This window comes from Roseococcus pinisoli (assembly GCF_018413645.1).
Taxonomy (GTDB): domain Bacteria; phylum Pseudomonadota; class Alphaproteobacteria; order Acetobacterales; family Acetobacteraceae; genus Roseococcus; species Roseococcus pinisoli.
This window is the reverse complement of sequence record NZ_JAHCDA010000001.1, coordinates 1080490-1095185: the sequence shown is the minus strand read 5'-3', so window position 1 is coordinate 1095185 and position 14696 is coordinate 1080490. Positions and strand designations below refer to the sequence as shown.

General features: G+C 68.6%; 18 protein-coding genes. 7 read left to right on the top strand and 11 right to left on the bottom strand.

The window, feature by feature from the left end:
• The 6 genes from KHU32_RS05310 to KHU32_RS05285 form a co-directional block, all read right to left on the bottom strand.
• Positions 1 to 1362: an LLM class flavin-dependent oxidoreductase gene (locus tag KHU32_RS05310; protein WP_213668968.1), complete on the bottom strand. Its 1362-nt coding sequence runs from the start codon at positions 1360 to 1362 to the stop codon at positions 1 to 3.
• A gap of 118 nt (positions 1363 to 1480) precedes the next feature.
• Positions 1481 to 1873, bottom strand: a complete 393-nt coding sequence (locus KHU32_RS05305; protein ID WP_213668967.1) for an MAPEG family protein — start codon at positions 1871 to 1873, stop codon at positions 1481 to 1483.
• Positions 1870 to 2853, bottom strand: a complete 984-nt coding sequence (gene mltG / locus KHU32_RS05300) for an endolytic transglycosylase MltG (protein ID WP_213668966.1) — start codon at positions 2851 to 2853, stop codon at positions 1870 to 1872. The genes KHU32_RS05305 and mltG overlap by 4 nt, the downstream gene beginning before the upstream one ends.
• 55 nt (positions 2854 to 2908) lie before the next feature.
• Positions 2909 to 4189 carry a beta-ketoacyl-ACP synthase II gene (gene fabF / locus KHU32_RS05295; RefSeq protein WP_314075319.1) on the bottom strand — a complete coding sequence of 427 codons (1281 nt, stop codon included), beginning with the start codon at positions 4187 to 4189 and terminating at the stop codon, positions 2909 to 2911.
• 27 nt (positions 4190 to 4216) lie between these two features.
• Positions 4217 to 4459 carry an acyl carrier protein gene (locus KHU32_RS05290; protein ID WP_191083442.1) on the bottom strand — a complete coding sequence of 81 codons (243 nt, stop codon included), beginning with the start codon at positions 4457 to 4459 and terminating at the stop codon, positions 4217 to 4219.
• A gap of 221 nt (positions 4460 to 4680) precedes the next feature.
• Positions 4681 to 5148, bottom strand: coding sequence for a zinc-ribbon domain-containing protein (locus KHU32_RS05285; protein WP_213668965.1), 468 nt, complete (start codon positions 5146 to 5148; stop codon positions 4681 to 4683).
• 83 nt (positions 5149 to 5231) lie between these two features.
• Here KHU32_RS05285 and KHU32_RS05280 point away from each other — a divergent pair, with 83 nt between their 5' ends.
• The 4 genes from KHU32_RS05280 (at position 5232) to KHU32_RS05265 (ending at position 7888) form a co-directional block, all read left to right on the top strand.
• Positions 5232 to 5897: a cell division ATP-binding protein FtsE gene (locus KHU32_RS05280; RefSeq protein WP_213668964.1), complete on the top strand. Its 666-nt coding sequence runs from the start codon at positions 5232 to 5234 to the stop codon at positions 5895 to 5897.
• Positions 5890 to 6747: a cell division protein FtsX gene (locus KHU32_RS05275; RefSeq protein WP_213668963.1), complete on the top strand. Its 858-nt coding sequence runs from the start codon at positions 5890 to 5892 to the stop codon at positions 6745 to 6747. The genes KHU32_RS05280 and KHU32_RS05275 overlap by 8 nt, the downstream gene beginning before the upstream one ends.
• A 68-nt stretch (positions 6748 to 6815) precedes the next feature.
• Entirely contained in the window at positions 6816 to 7436 is a 621-nt protein-coding gene (gene tsaB, locus KHU32_RS05270; protein WP_213668962.1) for a tRNA (adenosine(37)-N6)-threonylcarbamoyltransferase complex dimerization subunit type 1 TsaB, read from the top strand.
• Entirely contained in the window at positions 7433 to 7888 is a 456-nt protein-coding gene (locus KHU32_RS05265; protein ID WP_213668961.1) for a GNAT family N-acetyltransferase, read from the top strand. The genes tsaB and KHU32_RS05265 overlap by 4 nt, the downstream gene beginning before the upstream one ends.
• Before the next feature lie 18 nt (positions 7889 to 7906).
• On the opposite strand, the gene KHU32_RS05260 is transcribed toward KHU32_RS05265, so the two are convergent.
• Entirely contained in the window at positions 7907 to 8143 is a 237-nt protein-coding gene (locus tag KHU32_RS05260) for a sulfurtransferase TusA family protein (RefSeq protein ID WP_213668960.1), read from the bottom strand.
• 116 nt (positions 8144 to 8259) lie between these two features.
• Here KHU32_RS05260 and KHU32_RS05255 point away from each other — a divergent pair, with 116 nt between their 5' ends.
• From KHU32_RS05255 to KHU32_RS05245, 3 genes are all read left to right on the top strand, one after another.
• The gene (locus KHU32_RS05255) at positions 8260 to 8691 is read left to right on the top strand and encodes a MucR family transcriptional regulator (RefSeq protein ID WP_213668959.1); all 432 of its coding nucleotides are present in this window, start codon (positions 8260 to 8262) and stop codon (positions 8689 to 8691) included.
• Between the two features lie 78 nt (positions 8692 to 8769).
• Positions 8770 to 9201, top strand: coding sequence for a Fur family transcriptional regulator (locus KHU32_RS05250; protein ID WP_213668958.1), 432 nt, complete (start codon positions 8770 to 8772; stop codon positions 9199 to 9201).
• Entirely contained in the window at positions 9198 to 10010 is an 813-nt protein-coding gene (locus KHU32_RS05245) for a GNAT family N-acetyltransferase (RefSeq protein WP_213668957.1), read from the top strand. Before KHU32_RS05250 ends, KHU32_RS05245 begins: the two co-directional genes overlap by 4 nt.
• A gap of 6 nt (positions 10011 to 10016) precedes the next feature.
• On the opposite strand, the gene KHU32_RS05240 is transcribed toward KHU32_RS05245, so the two are convergent.
• The 4 genes from KHU32_RS05240 to KHU32_RS05225 form a co-directional block, all read right to left on the bottom strand.
• Positions 10017 to 10733, bottom strand: coding sequence for a lysophospholipid acyltransferase family protein (locus KHU32_RS05240; protein WP_249680559.1), 717 nt, complete (start codon positions 10731 to 10733; stop codon positions 10017 to 10019).
• Entirely contained in the window at positions 10733 to 12571 is a 1839-nt protein-coding gene (locus tag KHU32_RS05235) for a potassium transporter Kup (protein WP_213668956.1), read from the bottom strand. Before KHU32_RS05235 ends, KHU32_RS05240 begins: the two co-directional genes overlap by 1 nt.
• Positions 12572 to 12705: 134 nt before the next feature.
• Positions 12706 to 13485, bottom strand: a complete 780-nt coding sequence (locus tag KHU32_RS05230; RefSeq protein ID WP_213668955.1) for an amino acid ABC transporter ATP-binding protein — start codon at positions 13483 to 13485, stop codon at positions 12706 to 12708.
• 66 nt (positions 13486 to 13551) lie between these two features.
• Complete coding sequence (locus tag KHU32_RS05225; protein WP_213668954.1) at positions 13552 to 14694, bottom strand: amino acid ABC transporter permease; 1143 nt, start codon at positions 14692 to 14694, stop codon at positions 13552 to 13554.
• Positions 14695 to 14696 lie beyond the last annotated feature (2 nt).

Sequence of the window (14696 nt, the reverse complement as noted above, 5' to 3'; positions counted from 1 at the left end):
CTATTCGGCGGCTTCGGTCTTCGCCGGGCCGCCGGCGACGTGGCGGTTCTCCGGGCGCGGAATGCCCAGATGCTCCCGCAGCGTGGTGCCGGTATAATCCTCGCGGAACATCCCGCGGCGCTGCAGCTCCGGCACCACCTTGTCCACGAAGTCCTGCAGGCAGGTCGGCATCACCGGGAAGGTGACCATGAAGCCGTCGCAGGCGCCGGCCTCCACCCATTCCTGCATCACATCGGCCACCTGCGCAGCCGTGCCGCAGAAGGTCGCCTTGCTGCGGTTGTAGCGCATGGCCACCTGGCGCAGCGTCAGGCCCTGGCCGATGAGGCCCACGATCTCGGCGAAATAGGCCTGGTGGTGGTTGGCCGATTTGGGGATGCGGCGCTCGGGCACCGGCTCGTCCAGCGGCAGGTCGGAGAGGTCGGTCTCCAGGTCCTGGCTGACGCGCAGCACGCCGACCGAAGGGTGCAGCATCTCCTGGTATTGCAGGTGGCGGGCCTCGGCCTCCTCCTGCGTGTCGCCGACGATGACGGTGATGCCGCCCAGGATCTTCAGGTTGTCCCGCGCGCGGCCATACTTCGCCATGCGGCCCTTCAGGTCGTCATAGAACTTCACCGCCTCCTCGATCGTGGCGGAGGTGCCGAAGACGACCTCGGCCGTCTCCGCCGCGAGCTCCTTGCCCGTATTGGACGCGCCGGCCTGGATGATGACGGGATGGCCCTGGGGCGAGCGGGCGAGGTTGAGGCCGCCATTCACCCGGAAGTGCTTCCCCTCATGAGCCACGACGTGGAAGCGCGCGGGGTCGAAGGTGAGCTTCTGCTCCCGGTCGTTGATGAAGGCGTCGTCCTGCCAGCAGTCCCAGAGCTTCTGCACGACCTGCACGAATTCATGGGCGCGGGCGTAGCGTTCGGCATGCGGGGCGAGCTTGGCGTGGCCGTAGTTCCGCGCCGCATAGTCGTTGGCCGAGGTCACCACATTCCAGCCGGCGCGCCCGCCCGAGATATGGTCCAGCGAGGCGAAGGAGCGCGCGACGTTGTAGGGCTCGTTGAAGCTGGTCGAGACGGTGGCGCCGAGGCCGATGCGGCGGGTGGCGCCGGCCACGGCCGCAAGCATGGTCAGCGGCTCCAGCTGGTTCATGAAGCTGGGCGCATGACTCCACATGCGCATGTTGTCCACGCGGACGGTCGGCGTATCGGCGATGAAGAAGAGGTCGAACTTCCCCTGCTCCGCGATCTGCGCCATGCGCTGCCACCAGGCGATATCGGTCCCGGCATCCGGCTGCGCCTCGGGCGCGAGCCAGGCGGCGAGGTGATTGCCGTTGGGCTGCACCAGCGTGGCCAGGGCGATTTTCTTCGGTGCGGACATCGACGGCGTACCTGCTTGATTCTGGACGACGGCCGGGCCGCCCTTCACGAAGGGGCCATCCTACCGCAGCTCGCGGCGAAGTTGTCACCCCGCCCCGCATCGCTGCGGCGCGGTGGCCTCAGAAGAGGGCCGCGCCCAGGATCAGGACAAGCCCGACCATGCTGGCCATGAAGGCGAGGGTGCGGACGACAGGAACGCCGAAAGCGTAGAGCGGCAGATACAGGATGCGGCCGCCCAGCCAGAGCCAGGCCCCATAGGCGGTCCAGGCGTTCTCCAGCCCGGCCGCATGAACGATCAGCACCGCCGCGACCAGGATGGGGAAGGTCTCGAAGAAATTGGCCTGGGCCCGGGCGAGCCGCTCGGCGAGCGGGCCGGCCGGGGGCATCTCCGCATCGCGCGGGCCGAGGTTCCACGTCGCGCCATAGACGAGCGTCCTGGCGACGGCTGGGGCGAAGATGTGGACGAGGCCGAGGACGCAGCCCCAGGCCAGGACGGTGAGGCCGGCCGTCATGGTGCGCGCCCGGAGGGCAGCAGCATGGGCCGGCCCATGGCGCGCCAGCGGGCGACGTTGCGGTTGTGCTCGTCGAGCGTGCGGGCGAAGGCATGCCCGCCCGTGCCGTCGGCCACGAAATAGAAGGCATCCGTCGTCTCGGGCCGGGTGGCCGCGCGCAGCGCCTCGCGCCCGGGCGAGGCGATCGGGCCCGGCGGCAGGCCGCGGATGCGGTAGGTGTTGTAGGGATGCGGCGTGTCGAGATCGGCGCGCGTCAGGGCCCGGTCCAGCGGCGCGCCCTGGGTGACGCCATAGGCCACCGTCGGGTCGGATTGCAGCATCATCCCGCGCCGCAGGCGGTTCACGAAGACGCCGGCCACCTGTCCGCGCTCGGCCGCCACGCCGGTTTCCTCCTCGATGATGGAGGCGAGGACGAGGGCTTCGCGCGGGGTGGCCAGTGGCAGGTCCGCGGCACGGCTGGCCCAGGCCTCGGCCAGCGCCTGGTCCATCGCCGCCGTCGCGCGGCGCACGATGGCGGCCCGGGTATCGCCGCGCTCGAAGACATAGGTCTCCGGCAGCACGGCGCCCTCCTCCAGGGGGGGCACCTCGCCCGTCAGGCCCTCGGTCCGCTCGAGGATAGCGGCGATCTGCTGGGCGGTCAGCCCTTCGGGAATGGTGAGCCGATACTGCACCACGCGCCCCTCGCGGAGGATGTGCAGCACTTCGGTCATGGTGACATGCGGCTCGAAGGCGAATTCGCCGGCACGCAGCGGCCCGCGGTCGCGGGTGGCCCAGGCGGCGGCGGCAAAGATGCGCGGCTCGGCCACGACATTCTTCGCGTGGAGCATGGCGGCGATGGCCTCGATCCCACCGCGCGGGATCACGACCCGCGTGGGGGCCTCAAGCGGGCCCGGCCTGGAAAAGGTGCCCCATCCCCAGATCCCGGCCCCACAGGCCAGGAAGAGAACGAGGGCGCCGAGGACACCCAGAAGTCGAAGCATATCGGTCTAAAGCCGCGCCAGCCCGAGAGGTTGCGGCGCGGCTTTGCGCACGCGCCTAGGGCGCGGCGCGGAAAATCACCGAGGCGTTGGTGCCGCCGAAGCCGAAGCTGTTCGACAGCGCCACGTCGATCTTCCGCTGCTGCGCCACCTTCGCCACGCGATCGATCGGGCTTTCGCGCGAGGGATCGTCGAGGTTGAGGGTGGGCGGCGCCACGTTGTCGCGGATGGCAAGGATGGAGAAGATCGCCTCCACCGCGCCGGCCGCGCCCAGCAGGTGCCCGATCGCCGACTTGGTGGACGACATGGCGAGGTTCTTGGCGGCATCGCCGAAGATCCGCTCCACGGCGCCGAGCTCGACATCGTCCGCGAAGGTCGAGGTGCCATGCGCGTTCACGTAGTTCACGGCCTCCGGCGCCACGCCGGCATCGCGCAGGGCGGCCTTCATGGCACGGAAGGCGCCGTCGCCGTCATCCGGCGGCGCGGTGATGTGATAGGCGTCGCCGGACATGCCGTAGCCGATCACTTCGCCATAGATCTTGGCGCCGCGCTTCTTGGCGTGCTCCAGCTCCTCGAGGACGAGGACGCCAGCGCCCTCCCCCATCACGAAGCCGTCGCGATCCTTGCTCCAGGGGCGCGAAGCCGTGGCCGGCGCGTCGTTGAAGCCGGTGGACAGCGCGCGGGAGGCGCAGAAGCCGCCGATGCCGAGCTCGCAGATCGCGGCCTCGGCGCCGCCGGCCACCATCACCTCGGCATCGCCGAGCGCGATGAGGCGCGAGGCATCACCGATAGCATGCACGCCGGTCGCGCAGGCGGTCACGGCCGAGTGGTTCGGGCCCTTGAAGCCGTAGCGGATCGAAACATGGCCGGAGGCCAGGTTCACCAGCGAGGCAGGGATGAAGAAGGGAGAGATGCGTCGCGCACGGTTCTCGACGACGAGCGCCGCGGTCTCCTGGATGGTCTGGAGTCCGCCGATGCCCGAGCCGATCATCACGCCGGTCGCGCAGCGATCCGCCTCGGCTTCCGGCATCCAGCCGGAATCCTCGACCGCCTCGACGGCCGCCACCAGCGCGAGCTGGATGAAGCGGTCCATCTTCTTCTGGTCCTTGACGGGGATCCATTCGGCCAGGTCGAGCTTGCCGTCGGCCTTGGTGCCGGCGGGCACCTGACCGGCGATACGCGCCGGAAGGTCCTTGGTGTCGAAGGCCTGGATGGCGGAGATGCCGCTTTCGCCGTTCGTCAGGCGGTTCCAGACATTCTCGATCCCGAGCCCGAGCGGGCTCGCGATCCCCATGCCGGTGACCACGACGCGGCGCGGCGCGAAGCCCTGCGCGAACACGTGACGTTCCCTACCCTGGAAGAGAAATCAGGCCGCGGCCTGCTGCTTCTCGATGAACTCGATGGCGTCCTTGACGGTCTGGATCTTCTCCGCCGCGTCATCGGGAATCTCGACACCGAAGGCCTCTTCGAAGGCCATGACCAGCTCGACCGTATCGAGGCTGTCCGCGCCGAGGTCGTCGATGAACGAGGCCTCCGGGGTCACCTTGGCCTCTTCGACGCCCAGATGCTCCACGACAATCTTCTTCACCTTGTCGGCGGTCTCGCTCATTACCTGTCTCCTGCTGCCGGAGGGCCGGCTCGGTGCCCCGGCGCCGGCCGGGGCGGATTAGAATGTGTCGTCCGGGCGCACCTAGGCCGGCGCGCGTCCTGTGGCAAGCCCGGAGCCTCGTATTCTCGCACACCCCAAGGCAGCGGGGCTCGTTCACATCACGCTTCAGTAGATTACGGTTTCAACAGGTGGCAGGCCAGGGGTTTCGACGTCAAGTCGTCTCAACCCGTCAGCCGCGCGAAGGGCGGCCAGAGGACCGCAAGTTCCGCGCGATAGACCCAGAGGGCCGCGACCCCGCCGATCACCAGCGCGAGGCTGACCGCCCAGGCCGTGGACAGCGCCGAGCCGCCCCCTCGGCGCGAGGCCTCCGGCAGGCGCCGGTCGGCGAGGCCGGGCGGCGTCGCCGATGAGGGCGCCGCTTCAAGGCGCGTCGGCGCAGAGGCCGAGGAAAAGGAAATGGCACCGGGCGCATCGACGGGCGCCGGCCCGGCCGGCACGGGCTCGACCGGGGGCGGAGGCGCGGTCAACGGCGCCGAAGACAGCCAGTCCTGCCCGGTGGCGGCCAGCGCCCCGGCGGCCTGCGGCACCCAGCTCTTCATGCAGGCGACGCAGCGCACGGCCTTCCGGCCATCGGCCAGCGAATCCGGGACGCGATAGGTCGCGCCGCAATGGGGGCAAGCTATGTCCATCTGGGCTTCGCATGTGCCAAGGCGGCGGCCATCCTGCAACCACTGGTTTGCCTTATAGGGAAGGCAGCGGCGAAACTCCCCCCATGGTGCGTTTTTCCCGAGTCGGCCTGCGATACCCCGAAGGGGGTGGGGCCTGGGCGCTCAGCGGCCTCGATTTCATGCTGGAGCCCGGCAGCTTCACCTGGCTCCTCGGCCCGTCGGGCGCCGGAAAATCCAGCCTGCTGCGGCTCATGCATCTTTCCCTTCGCGCTTCCGACGGCGAGGTGGAGGTGCTCGGCGCCAATATCGCGCGCCTGCCCCGGCGTGCCCTGCCGGCATTGCGGCGACGGATCGGCGTTGTCTTCCAGGACTATCGCCTGCTGCCGCACCTCTCGGTCTTCGAGAATGCCGCGCTGCCGCTCCGCATCCAGGGCATCCCCGAGGCCCGGCTGACCGCGGATGTGCGCGAGATCCTGCGCTGGGTCGGCCTGCTCGAGCGCGCGGACGCCTCGCCCAGCACGCTCTCCGGCGGCGAGCAGCAGCGCCTTGCCCTTTCCCGCGCCGTGGTCGCGCGGCCGGCGCTGCTGGTCGCCGACGAGCCGACCGGCAATCTCGACGACGCCCAGGCCCGCCGCGTCATCACCCTGCTGCGCGAGATGCACCGCCTCGGCACCACCGTGATCGTGGCGACGCATAGCGAGGTGCTGCCCGTGGAATATCCCGCCGCCGCGCTCCGCCTGGAGTCGGGAAGGCTGGTGAGCCATGGCTGACATCCCGCGCCTGCGTCATCTCAAGGGACGGGACCCCCTCGGCCTGCGCCGCGCCCTGGCCGACCGGCTGCTGCCCGCGCTGGTGGGCGCCATGGCGCTGCTCGCCGCCCTCGGCCTTGCGGGCGCGCAGGGCGCAGGGCGCCTCGCCGAGCGCTGGCAGGCCGGGGCCTCGGGGCAGCTCCTTCTGCAACTTCCCTCCGACGCCGATGCGGGAGCGATCGCCGAAAGACTCGCCCAGCTGCCGGGAACCGTCGAGGCCGCGCTGGTGCCAGAGGAGCGGCTGCGCCAGCTCATGGCGCCCTGGCTTGGCGAGGTGCCCAATCTGCCCCTGCCCCGGATGGTCGCCATCACCCTGCGGCCCGACGCGGATCAGACCTCCTTCCTGGAGGTCGTCCAGGACCTACCGGGGGCTCAGCTCGAAACCCAGGGCACCGCGATCCAGCAGGCGCTGCGCCTCGCCGAGGTGCTGCAGGCGCTGTCGGTCGCGATGCTGGCCGTGGTGGGGCTGGTCGGCGCGGCCCTGGTGACGGTGGCGACGCGCTCGGGCATCGCCGCCCGGCGCGAGACCATCCTGATCCTGCACGAGCTCGGCGCGCGGGACAGCGATATCGCCCGGCGCTTCGCCCGGCGCCTCGCGCAACTCTGCGCCATGGGCGCCCTGGGCGGCGCCGTCGTGGCGGTGCCGGCGCTATGGGCGCTGGCGGATCAGGCGATCCCGGTGGTGCTGGCCCGCGAGGCGACGGCGGCGGACCTCCCCTGGGGCTCCCTCCTGGCGCTGCCGCTGGTGGCGGCCGGCATCGGCTGGCTCACGGCGTGGATCACCCTGCGCGTCTGGCTCCGACGGCTCTGACCGGGCCGTAACCCCGCCGGTCCTGGCAGGCTTGCCCGGAGGCGGCGTTCGGTGCGATGCGGGACCCGATGCGCCTTCTTGTTCTCGATGCCGCCTTGTCCCGATGCCTGGCCGCCCTCGTGGTGGACGGCGCGCTCCACGCCGAGCAAAGCCGGGAGGGCGCGCATGGCCAGGCCGCCGCGCTGCCGCCGCTGGCCGAGGCGGTGCTGGTCGGCGCGCTCGACGCCGTCGCCGTCGTCGTCGGTCCGGGAAGCTTCACCGGTCTGCGCAGCGCCATCGCCCTGGCCGAAGGCATTGCGACGGCGCGGGTCATTCCGCTCGTCGCCGTCACGACCGGCGAGGCGCTGGCCGCGAGCCTGCCGCCCGGCACGGCGGCCTGGGCCGTCACCGAAAATCGCCGGGGCGAGCTGTTCCTGGAACGCTTCGATGCGGATGGAGCGGCCCTGGGCCCGGCCGCGGTCGTCGCGGAACCGGCGCTCCCCCAGCCGGAAGGCCTCGTCTACCTGGTCGGCGACGGCGCGACCCGCGCGGCGGCCCGCATGGCCGCGCGCGGCTGGCCGATTGCCCTCGGCGGCGCCCGGCAGGTCGAGGCCCTGGCCGTGGAGGCCGTGGCGCGCCGCCGGCTCGCGGGCGAATTGCCGGCGCTGGCCGTGGCGCCCGTCTATGTCGAAGCTCCCGCCACCACATGAGGCTGGTCGTCGCCGAGCCGGGCGAGGCCGATCTCCTCGCCACCATCCATGCGACGGCCTTCCCGCCCGAGGCCGCCTGGGACGCCACGACGATCGCCACGCTGCTGGGCCTCGAGGGAACCTTCGGGCTGCGCGCGGACGAGAAGGGCTTCATCCTGGCCCGGCAGACACTCGACGAAGCGGAGATCCTGACCCTGGCCGTGCGCCCCGACGCCCGGCGCGGCGGCATCGCCGCTAAGTTGGTGAAGACGGTGCTCGCCGGGGTCGAGGCAGCGGGCGCGCACTCGATGTTCCTGGAGGTGGCGGAAGACAATACGGCCGCGATCGCCCTCTATGCCGCCTTCGGCTTTACCCGGATCGGGCTGCGCCGTGACTACTACGCGCCCGGTGCCCATGCGCTGGCGATGCGGCTTTCCTTCGCGGGGACAACACCGGGTCTCTCCGCGAAATGAAACTTGTGAATTAAATGTTTAGCCGCCTTTCTTCACCAACAACTTTCCGCTTCCGTCTTCGTTGAACTCCATGACGAGGACTGAATGACCTTGCTCCGCGAAGCTCCGCGGCAAGTTGTCACGCGGCTCGTCACCTTTGAAACGCACCTCAAGAACTTCGCCCGGCTGCATGCGGTCGAGCCGAAGTCGGGCACGCACGAAGGTCATTGGGCAAGTGTCGGCCGATACGTCCACCAATTGACTTGTGGTCATCATTTTATCTTTCCACGCTAGAATCGTCAGCTACAGGAACAAGCATAACAAAGCGCCTTGCGAAATGTGTCCCATCGCCCTAGAAGCTGCGAATTGTTCTATTGGATAGGATCAACGATATGTCAGACAGCTCTTCCGCCGGCGATCTTTTGGGTCTGACCGCGGAAATCGTCTCGGCACATGTGTCGAACAATCCGGTGTCTGTGAACGATCTCTCCGGTCTGATCGTCGAGGTCCATCGTACGCTTTCCTCGCTCGGTTCTGCGCCTGTCCGTACCGAGGTCGAGAAGAAGATGCCCGCCGTTCCGGTCAAGAAGTCCGTGACGCCGGACTATCTGATCTGCCTCGAGGACGGCAAAAAGCTCAAGATGCTGAAGCGCCACCTGCAGACCTCCTACGGGATGACGCCGGACCAGTATCGCGACAAGTGGGGCCTCCCGCCCGACTATCCGATGGTGGCCCCGAACTACGCCAAGCACCGTTCCTCGCTCGCCAAGCAGATCGGTCTCGGTACCCAGTCGCGCAAGGGCGATCAGCCTGCTAAGAACTAACCCCGTCACAATGGTGTGACGGTGACGGCAGGTAGAGGGGGCCGAGCCATTCTCGAAGCGGCATCCCGCATCGAGCGCATGTGCGTCGAGCGCGGCCTGAAAATGACAGGTCAGCGGCGCCTCATTGCGCGCGTCCTTTCCGAGAGCGAGGACCACCCCGACGTAGAGGAGCTCTACCGTCGGGCCGTGGCCCTCGACAGCCGCGTTTCGGTGGCGACGGTCTATCGGACCGTCCGCCTCCTGGAAGAAAAGGGCATCCTGGAGCGCCGCGACTTCGGCGGCGGCCGGGCCCGATTCGACCCCGCCGATCGAGGCATCCATCACCACCTCATCGACGTGGATACCGGCAGCGTGATTGAATTCCAGGATGCCGAGCACGACGCGCTGGCGCGCGAGATCGCGGCGCGCCTCGGCTTCGAGCTCGTCCAGCTTCGCCTCGAGATCTTCGGGCGCAAGGCGGCGCCCGCCGCGACGGACCCCGCAGCCGCGCGGAACGCCCGGCGCAAATGACCGGGCCGCAGCCTTTCGCGGAACTGCGTTCCGGCAATCTCGGCGTCCGCGTCGCGGACCAGGACTGGGAGGTGACCGCCGCCCAGGCCCTGCGCTACCGGGTCTTCTACGAGGAAATGGGCGCCAACCCCGACGCGGCGACGCTGGCCAGCCGCCTCGACGCCGATGCCTATGACGTCGTTGCCGACCATCTCCTCGTCGTCGATCACGACCGCGGCGAGGGCCCGGAAAGCGTGGTCGGCACCTATCGCCTGATCCGCCGCCAGGCGGCCGAGCGCATCGGCCAGTTCTATTCGGCCGACGAATACGACATCACCAATATTCTTAACTATCCTGGCGGCATCCTGGAGCTCGGGCGCTCCTGCACCGATGTCGCCTATCGCACGCGCGGCACGCTGCAGCTGCTGTGGCAGGGCATCGCCGCCTATGTGTTCAATCACAAGATCGCGCTGATGTTCGGCTGCGCGAGCCTGCAGGGCCTCGATCTCGACGCCAATGCGGCGCAGCTCTCCTACCTCGCGCATCACCACCAGGCGCCGCCGAACCTCTGCCCGCGCGCGCTGGACTCCCGCTACAAGTCGATGGACCGGCTGCCGCGCGGCAGCTACGACGCCAAGGCGGCGCTGATGTCACTGCCGCCGCTCATCAAGGGCTATCTGCGGCTCGGCGGCTTCGTAGGCGACGGCGCCGTGCTCGACCCGCAGTTCAACACCACCGATGTCGCCATCGTGGTGATGACCGACCAGGTCACCGACAAGTACTACAAGCACTACGAGCGCAAGGCGGGCTGGGAAGCGGCCGGGAGCTGAGCCGCCTCAGCGGCCGGCACCCTCCAGCTCCAGCTGCTCCGTCTCGATCACCTGCTCCAGCCTAGCCAGAAGCTCCCCGCGCGCGACCGTGAGCGGCGGAAGCACGCGCACCTCGAGCGTGCCCGGGCGCTTGAGGAAGTTGCGCCGCCCCCAGATCCGCCCCGAATTGGTGGCGACTGGGATCACGGGAAGGTTCAGCGACGAGGCCAGGGCCACGACCCCCGGCTGGTACGGAATGCGCTGGCCCGGCGCGGTCCGGGTGCCCTCCGGGAAGATCACGATCTGGCGTTCCTCGCGCGCCACCTCCCGCGCGTCGCGCATCATCTGCCGCATGGCCTTGCCGCCGGCCGAACGGTCCACGCCGATCATCGGCGCCCGGCGCGCGAACCAGCCGTAGAAGGGAAGGAGGAAGAGCTCCTTCTTCATCACATAGGCGACGTCCGGCACCAGCGTGAACCAGATCAGCGTGTCGAAGGCCGACTGGTGCTTGGCGGCGATCAGCGCCGCCCCCTGGGTGGGCAGATGCTCGCTGCCCGTGACGCGGAGGGTGACGCCGATCGTCCGGCACAGCGTCCAGACGAGGCATTGGGCCATGCCCCGCATCGCCCGGCGCTGCAATCGGCGCGGCCCGAGCAGCAGCGGCACGCCGAGCACCATGAAGAAGGCGCCCAGTCCGAAGAAGGCGACGTTGAACAGCAGGGATCGAAGCAGCAACACAGACATCAGATCGCGACGCGCACACCTAGTTCGACCACACGGTCGGAGGGGATCTTGAAGAATTCCGTGGCGGGCACGGAATTCCGGCTGAGGAAGGTGAAGAGCCACTGCTGCCAGCGGGCCATCTTCGGCACGGTGGCGGCCACGATCGTCTCACGGCCGAGGAAGTAGCTCGTCTGCATGGGTTCGAACACGATGAGCCCCTCCGCCGCCAGCCGCTCCAGCTCGCGCGGGATATTGGGGCTCTCCTGGAAGCCGTAGCAGAGGATGATCCGGTGGATGTCCCCGCCCAGATCCGTCACCTCGGCCCGGCGCTCGGGGCCGACATTCGGGACGTCCTCGTTGCGCACGGTCACGAAGAGCACGCGCTCATGCAGCACCTTGTTGTGCTTGAGGTTGTGCAGCAGGGCGCCGGGCAGATAGTCGGCCTGGCCGGTCATGAAGACGGCGATGCCGGGCACCCGCGTGGTGCGCGACTGCGGCAGCCGCGCCAGGAAGGACTTCAGCGGCAGGCTGTCCTGCCGGAAGCGGGCGAAGAGCAGCTGCCGGCCACGATACCAGGTCAGCATCATGGTGAAGGTCGCGGCGCCGATGACGACCGGCACGTAGCCGCCCTCCGGAATCTTGAGGAGGGTCGCGGCGAAGTAGCTCAGGTCGAGCATCAGCAGCGGGATGAAGACCAGCGCCACCAGCGCCCAGTGCCAGCCGAACTGCCGGCGGAAGACCAGCAGCGCCAGCATCGTCGTGCAGAGGAAGGTGCCGGTGACCGCGAGGCCATAGGCGGCGGCGAGGCTGTCGCTCGTCTTGAACTCGAGGACCAGGATCACGACGCCGATAAGCAGGGCCAGGTTCACCTGGGGCATGTAGATCTGCCCCTCCTCGGTCGCGCTGGTGTGCACGACCTCGAGCCGCGGGGCGAAGCCGAGCTGCACGCTCTGACGGGCGATGGAATAGGCGCCCGAGATCATCGCCTGGCTGGCGATGATGGTGGCCGCCGTCGCCAGCACCACCAGGAAGGGCCTGAACCATTCCGGCGAGAGCAGGAAGAAGGGATTGGAGATCGCTTCCGGCCGCTGGAGCAGCAGCGCGCCCTGGCCGAAATAGTTGAGCGCCAGGGCCGGCAGCACGAAGAACAGCCAGACCAGGCGGATCGGCCGGCGGCCGAAATGGCCCATATCGGCATAGAGTGCCTCGGCCCCCGTCACCGCCAGCACCACGGCGCCCATCGCGACGAAGGCGGCCAGATGGTAGTGGATGCAGAACTGGATGGCCGGCCAGGGCGAGAGCGCGGCGAAGACCTCCGGATTGTCGAAGATCTCGATCAGCCCCAGCAGCCCGATCGTGCCGAACCAGGCCGCGCAGATGGGGCCGAAGACCCGGCCCATGCTGCCCGTCCCGCGATACTGGATGAGGAAGAGCGCCACCAGCACGCCCAGCGTGATGGGAATCACGAATTCCTTGAAGGCGGGCTCGACCACCTCGAGGCCCTCGACCGCCGAGAGCACGGAGATGGCCGGGGTGATCATGCCGTCGCCCAGGAAAAGCGCGGCGCCGGCGATGCCGATCAGCGCGATGACGAAGCGCCCGCGCTCCGTCGTCGCGGAGCGCTGGGCCAGCGCCATCAGCGCCATGATCCCGCCCTCGCCCTTGTTGTCGGCCCGCATGACGAAGATCACGTATTTCAGCGTGACCGTCAGCATCAGCGACCAGAAGATCAGCGAGAGGATCCCCAGGATCTCCCACCGCTCGATGCCCCCCTCGTCGAAGTGCAGCAGGGCCGCCTTCAGCGCGTAGAGGGGCGAGGTCCCGATATCGCCATAGACGACGCCCAGGACCCCCAGCATGGAGGCGGCCGTGAGCTTCTCGGAGGAAGACGAGGAGGAGGTCAATGACGGGCCTTGGCGAGGGGGGGCGCGATATCTGTCCCCTCCCTCCTTAACAGCTTTCGCATGTCAGGGCAGCCATCCAGACCGGAGGCTCAGTGACCCCTGAGGATCTGGCTGAGGAAGGTCTTCAGGCGGTCCGTCCGGGGATTCGCGAAGAGCTCCTCCGGCACGCCCTGCTCCACGATCTCGCCGCGGTCCATGAAGACCACCCGGTCGGCCACGGTCCGGGCGAAGCCCATCTCGTGGGTCACGCAGATCATGGTCATGCCCGTCTCGGCGAGCATGACCATGGTGTCCAGCACCTCCTTGATCATCTCGGGGTCGAGCGCCGAGGTCGGCTCGTCGAAGAGCATGATCTTCGGCTTCATGCAGAGCGCCCGGGCAATGGCCACGCGTTGCTGCTGCCCGCCCGAGAGCTGGCCGGGATACTTACCCGCCTGCTCAGGGATGCGCACGCGCTCCAGATATTCCATGGCCAGCGCCTCCGCCTCCTTCTTGGGCATCTTGCGGACCCAGATGGGGGCGAGGGTGCAGTTCTCCAGGATCGTGAGATGGGGGAACAGGTTGAAACTCTGGAACACCATGCCGACCTCGCGGCGGATGGCGTCCAGGCTGCGGATATCGTTGGACAGCTCCTTGCCGTCCACGATGATCTGCCCCTCCTGGTGCTCCTCCAGCCGGTTGATGCAGCGGATCAGCGTCGACTTGCCCGAGCCCGAGGGGCCGCAGACCACGACGCGCTCGCCCATCGCCACTTCGAGATTCACGTCACGCAGCACGTGCAGGGCGCCGAACCACTTGTTCACGCCCGCCAGGGTGATGGCGGGGACGCCCTTGCGGACGGAGGAGGCAACGGTTTCAGCAGCCGACATGGATCACGTTCTCCGAAGAGGATAGGGCGCGACAGGAGGGAGAGCCTGGGTTTCGAGGAAGAACGCTCATCGGCGGCGATGGCGGTTGAATTCCGCCTCCAGGCCCGAGCTGTACTTCGACATCGCGAAGCAGAAGACGAAGTAGATCACACCCAGCGTGATGTAGACCTCGACGCCGAAGCCCTGCCAGGCGGGTTCGATGATGGCCGTCTTGCCGGCCGTCAGCAGGTCGAAGATGCCGATGATGAGCACCAGCGACGTGTCCTTGAAGAAGCCGATGAAGGTGTTCACCAGCGGCGGGATCACGAGGCGCAGCGCCTGGGGCAGGATGATGAGCCCCGTCTTGTGCCAGTAGCTGAGGCCGAGCGCGTCCGCGGCCTCGTACTGTCCGCGCGGCAGGGCCTGCAGGCCCGCCCGCACCACCTCGGCCAGATAGGCGCCGGCGAAAAGGATGATGGCGACCTGGGCGCGCAGCAGCTTGTCGATGTTCAACCCTTCCGGAAGGAACAGCGGGAACATCACGCTGGCCATGAAGAGCAGGGAGATCAGCGGCACGCCGCGGATCAGCTCGACATAGAGAACGCACAGCGCCTTGATCGCCGGCAGCTTCGACCGCCGGCCCAGCGCGACCAAGATCGCCAGCGGGAAGGCGAAGGCCAGGCCGAAGGTGGCGAGGATGAGCGTGATGGGCAGGCCACCCCAGCGCTCCTGCGGCACATAGGAAAGGCCGAGGATGCCGCCCCACATCAGCACGCCGATCAGCGTCAGCACCGCGATCCAGACCAGCGCCAGCTCCCAGCGCCAGAAGCGCCGCATCGCCGAGACGACGTAGAGGCCGATGAAGAGCAGACAGACGATGGCCGGACGCCAGTGCTGCTCGTAGGGATAGGTGCCGAAGAGGATGAAGCGGTGCTTCTCGGTGATGACCGCCCAGCAGGCGCCCACGCCGGCGATGGCGCGGCAGGCCTCGGTATTGGCGACGCCCGCCGGGCTCACCGGCACCACCCAGATGGCGTTGATGAAGGCCCAGCTCACGAAGCTGACGGCCACCTTCACCAGCAGGTAGATCATGGCCAGCGTGATGGCGCTGGACCACCAGTTATTGAAGAGGTTCGCGCGTGCCCAGGCCACGGGGCCGATCATGGTGATCGGCGCGCGGCGGGGGACGGTCGGGACGGCGGGCGTGCCGCCGGCGGCGAGATCGCTCATGT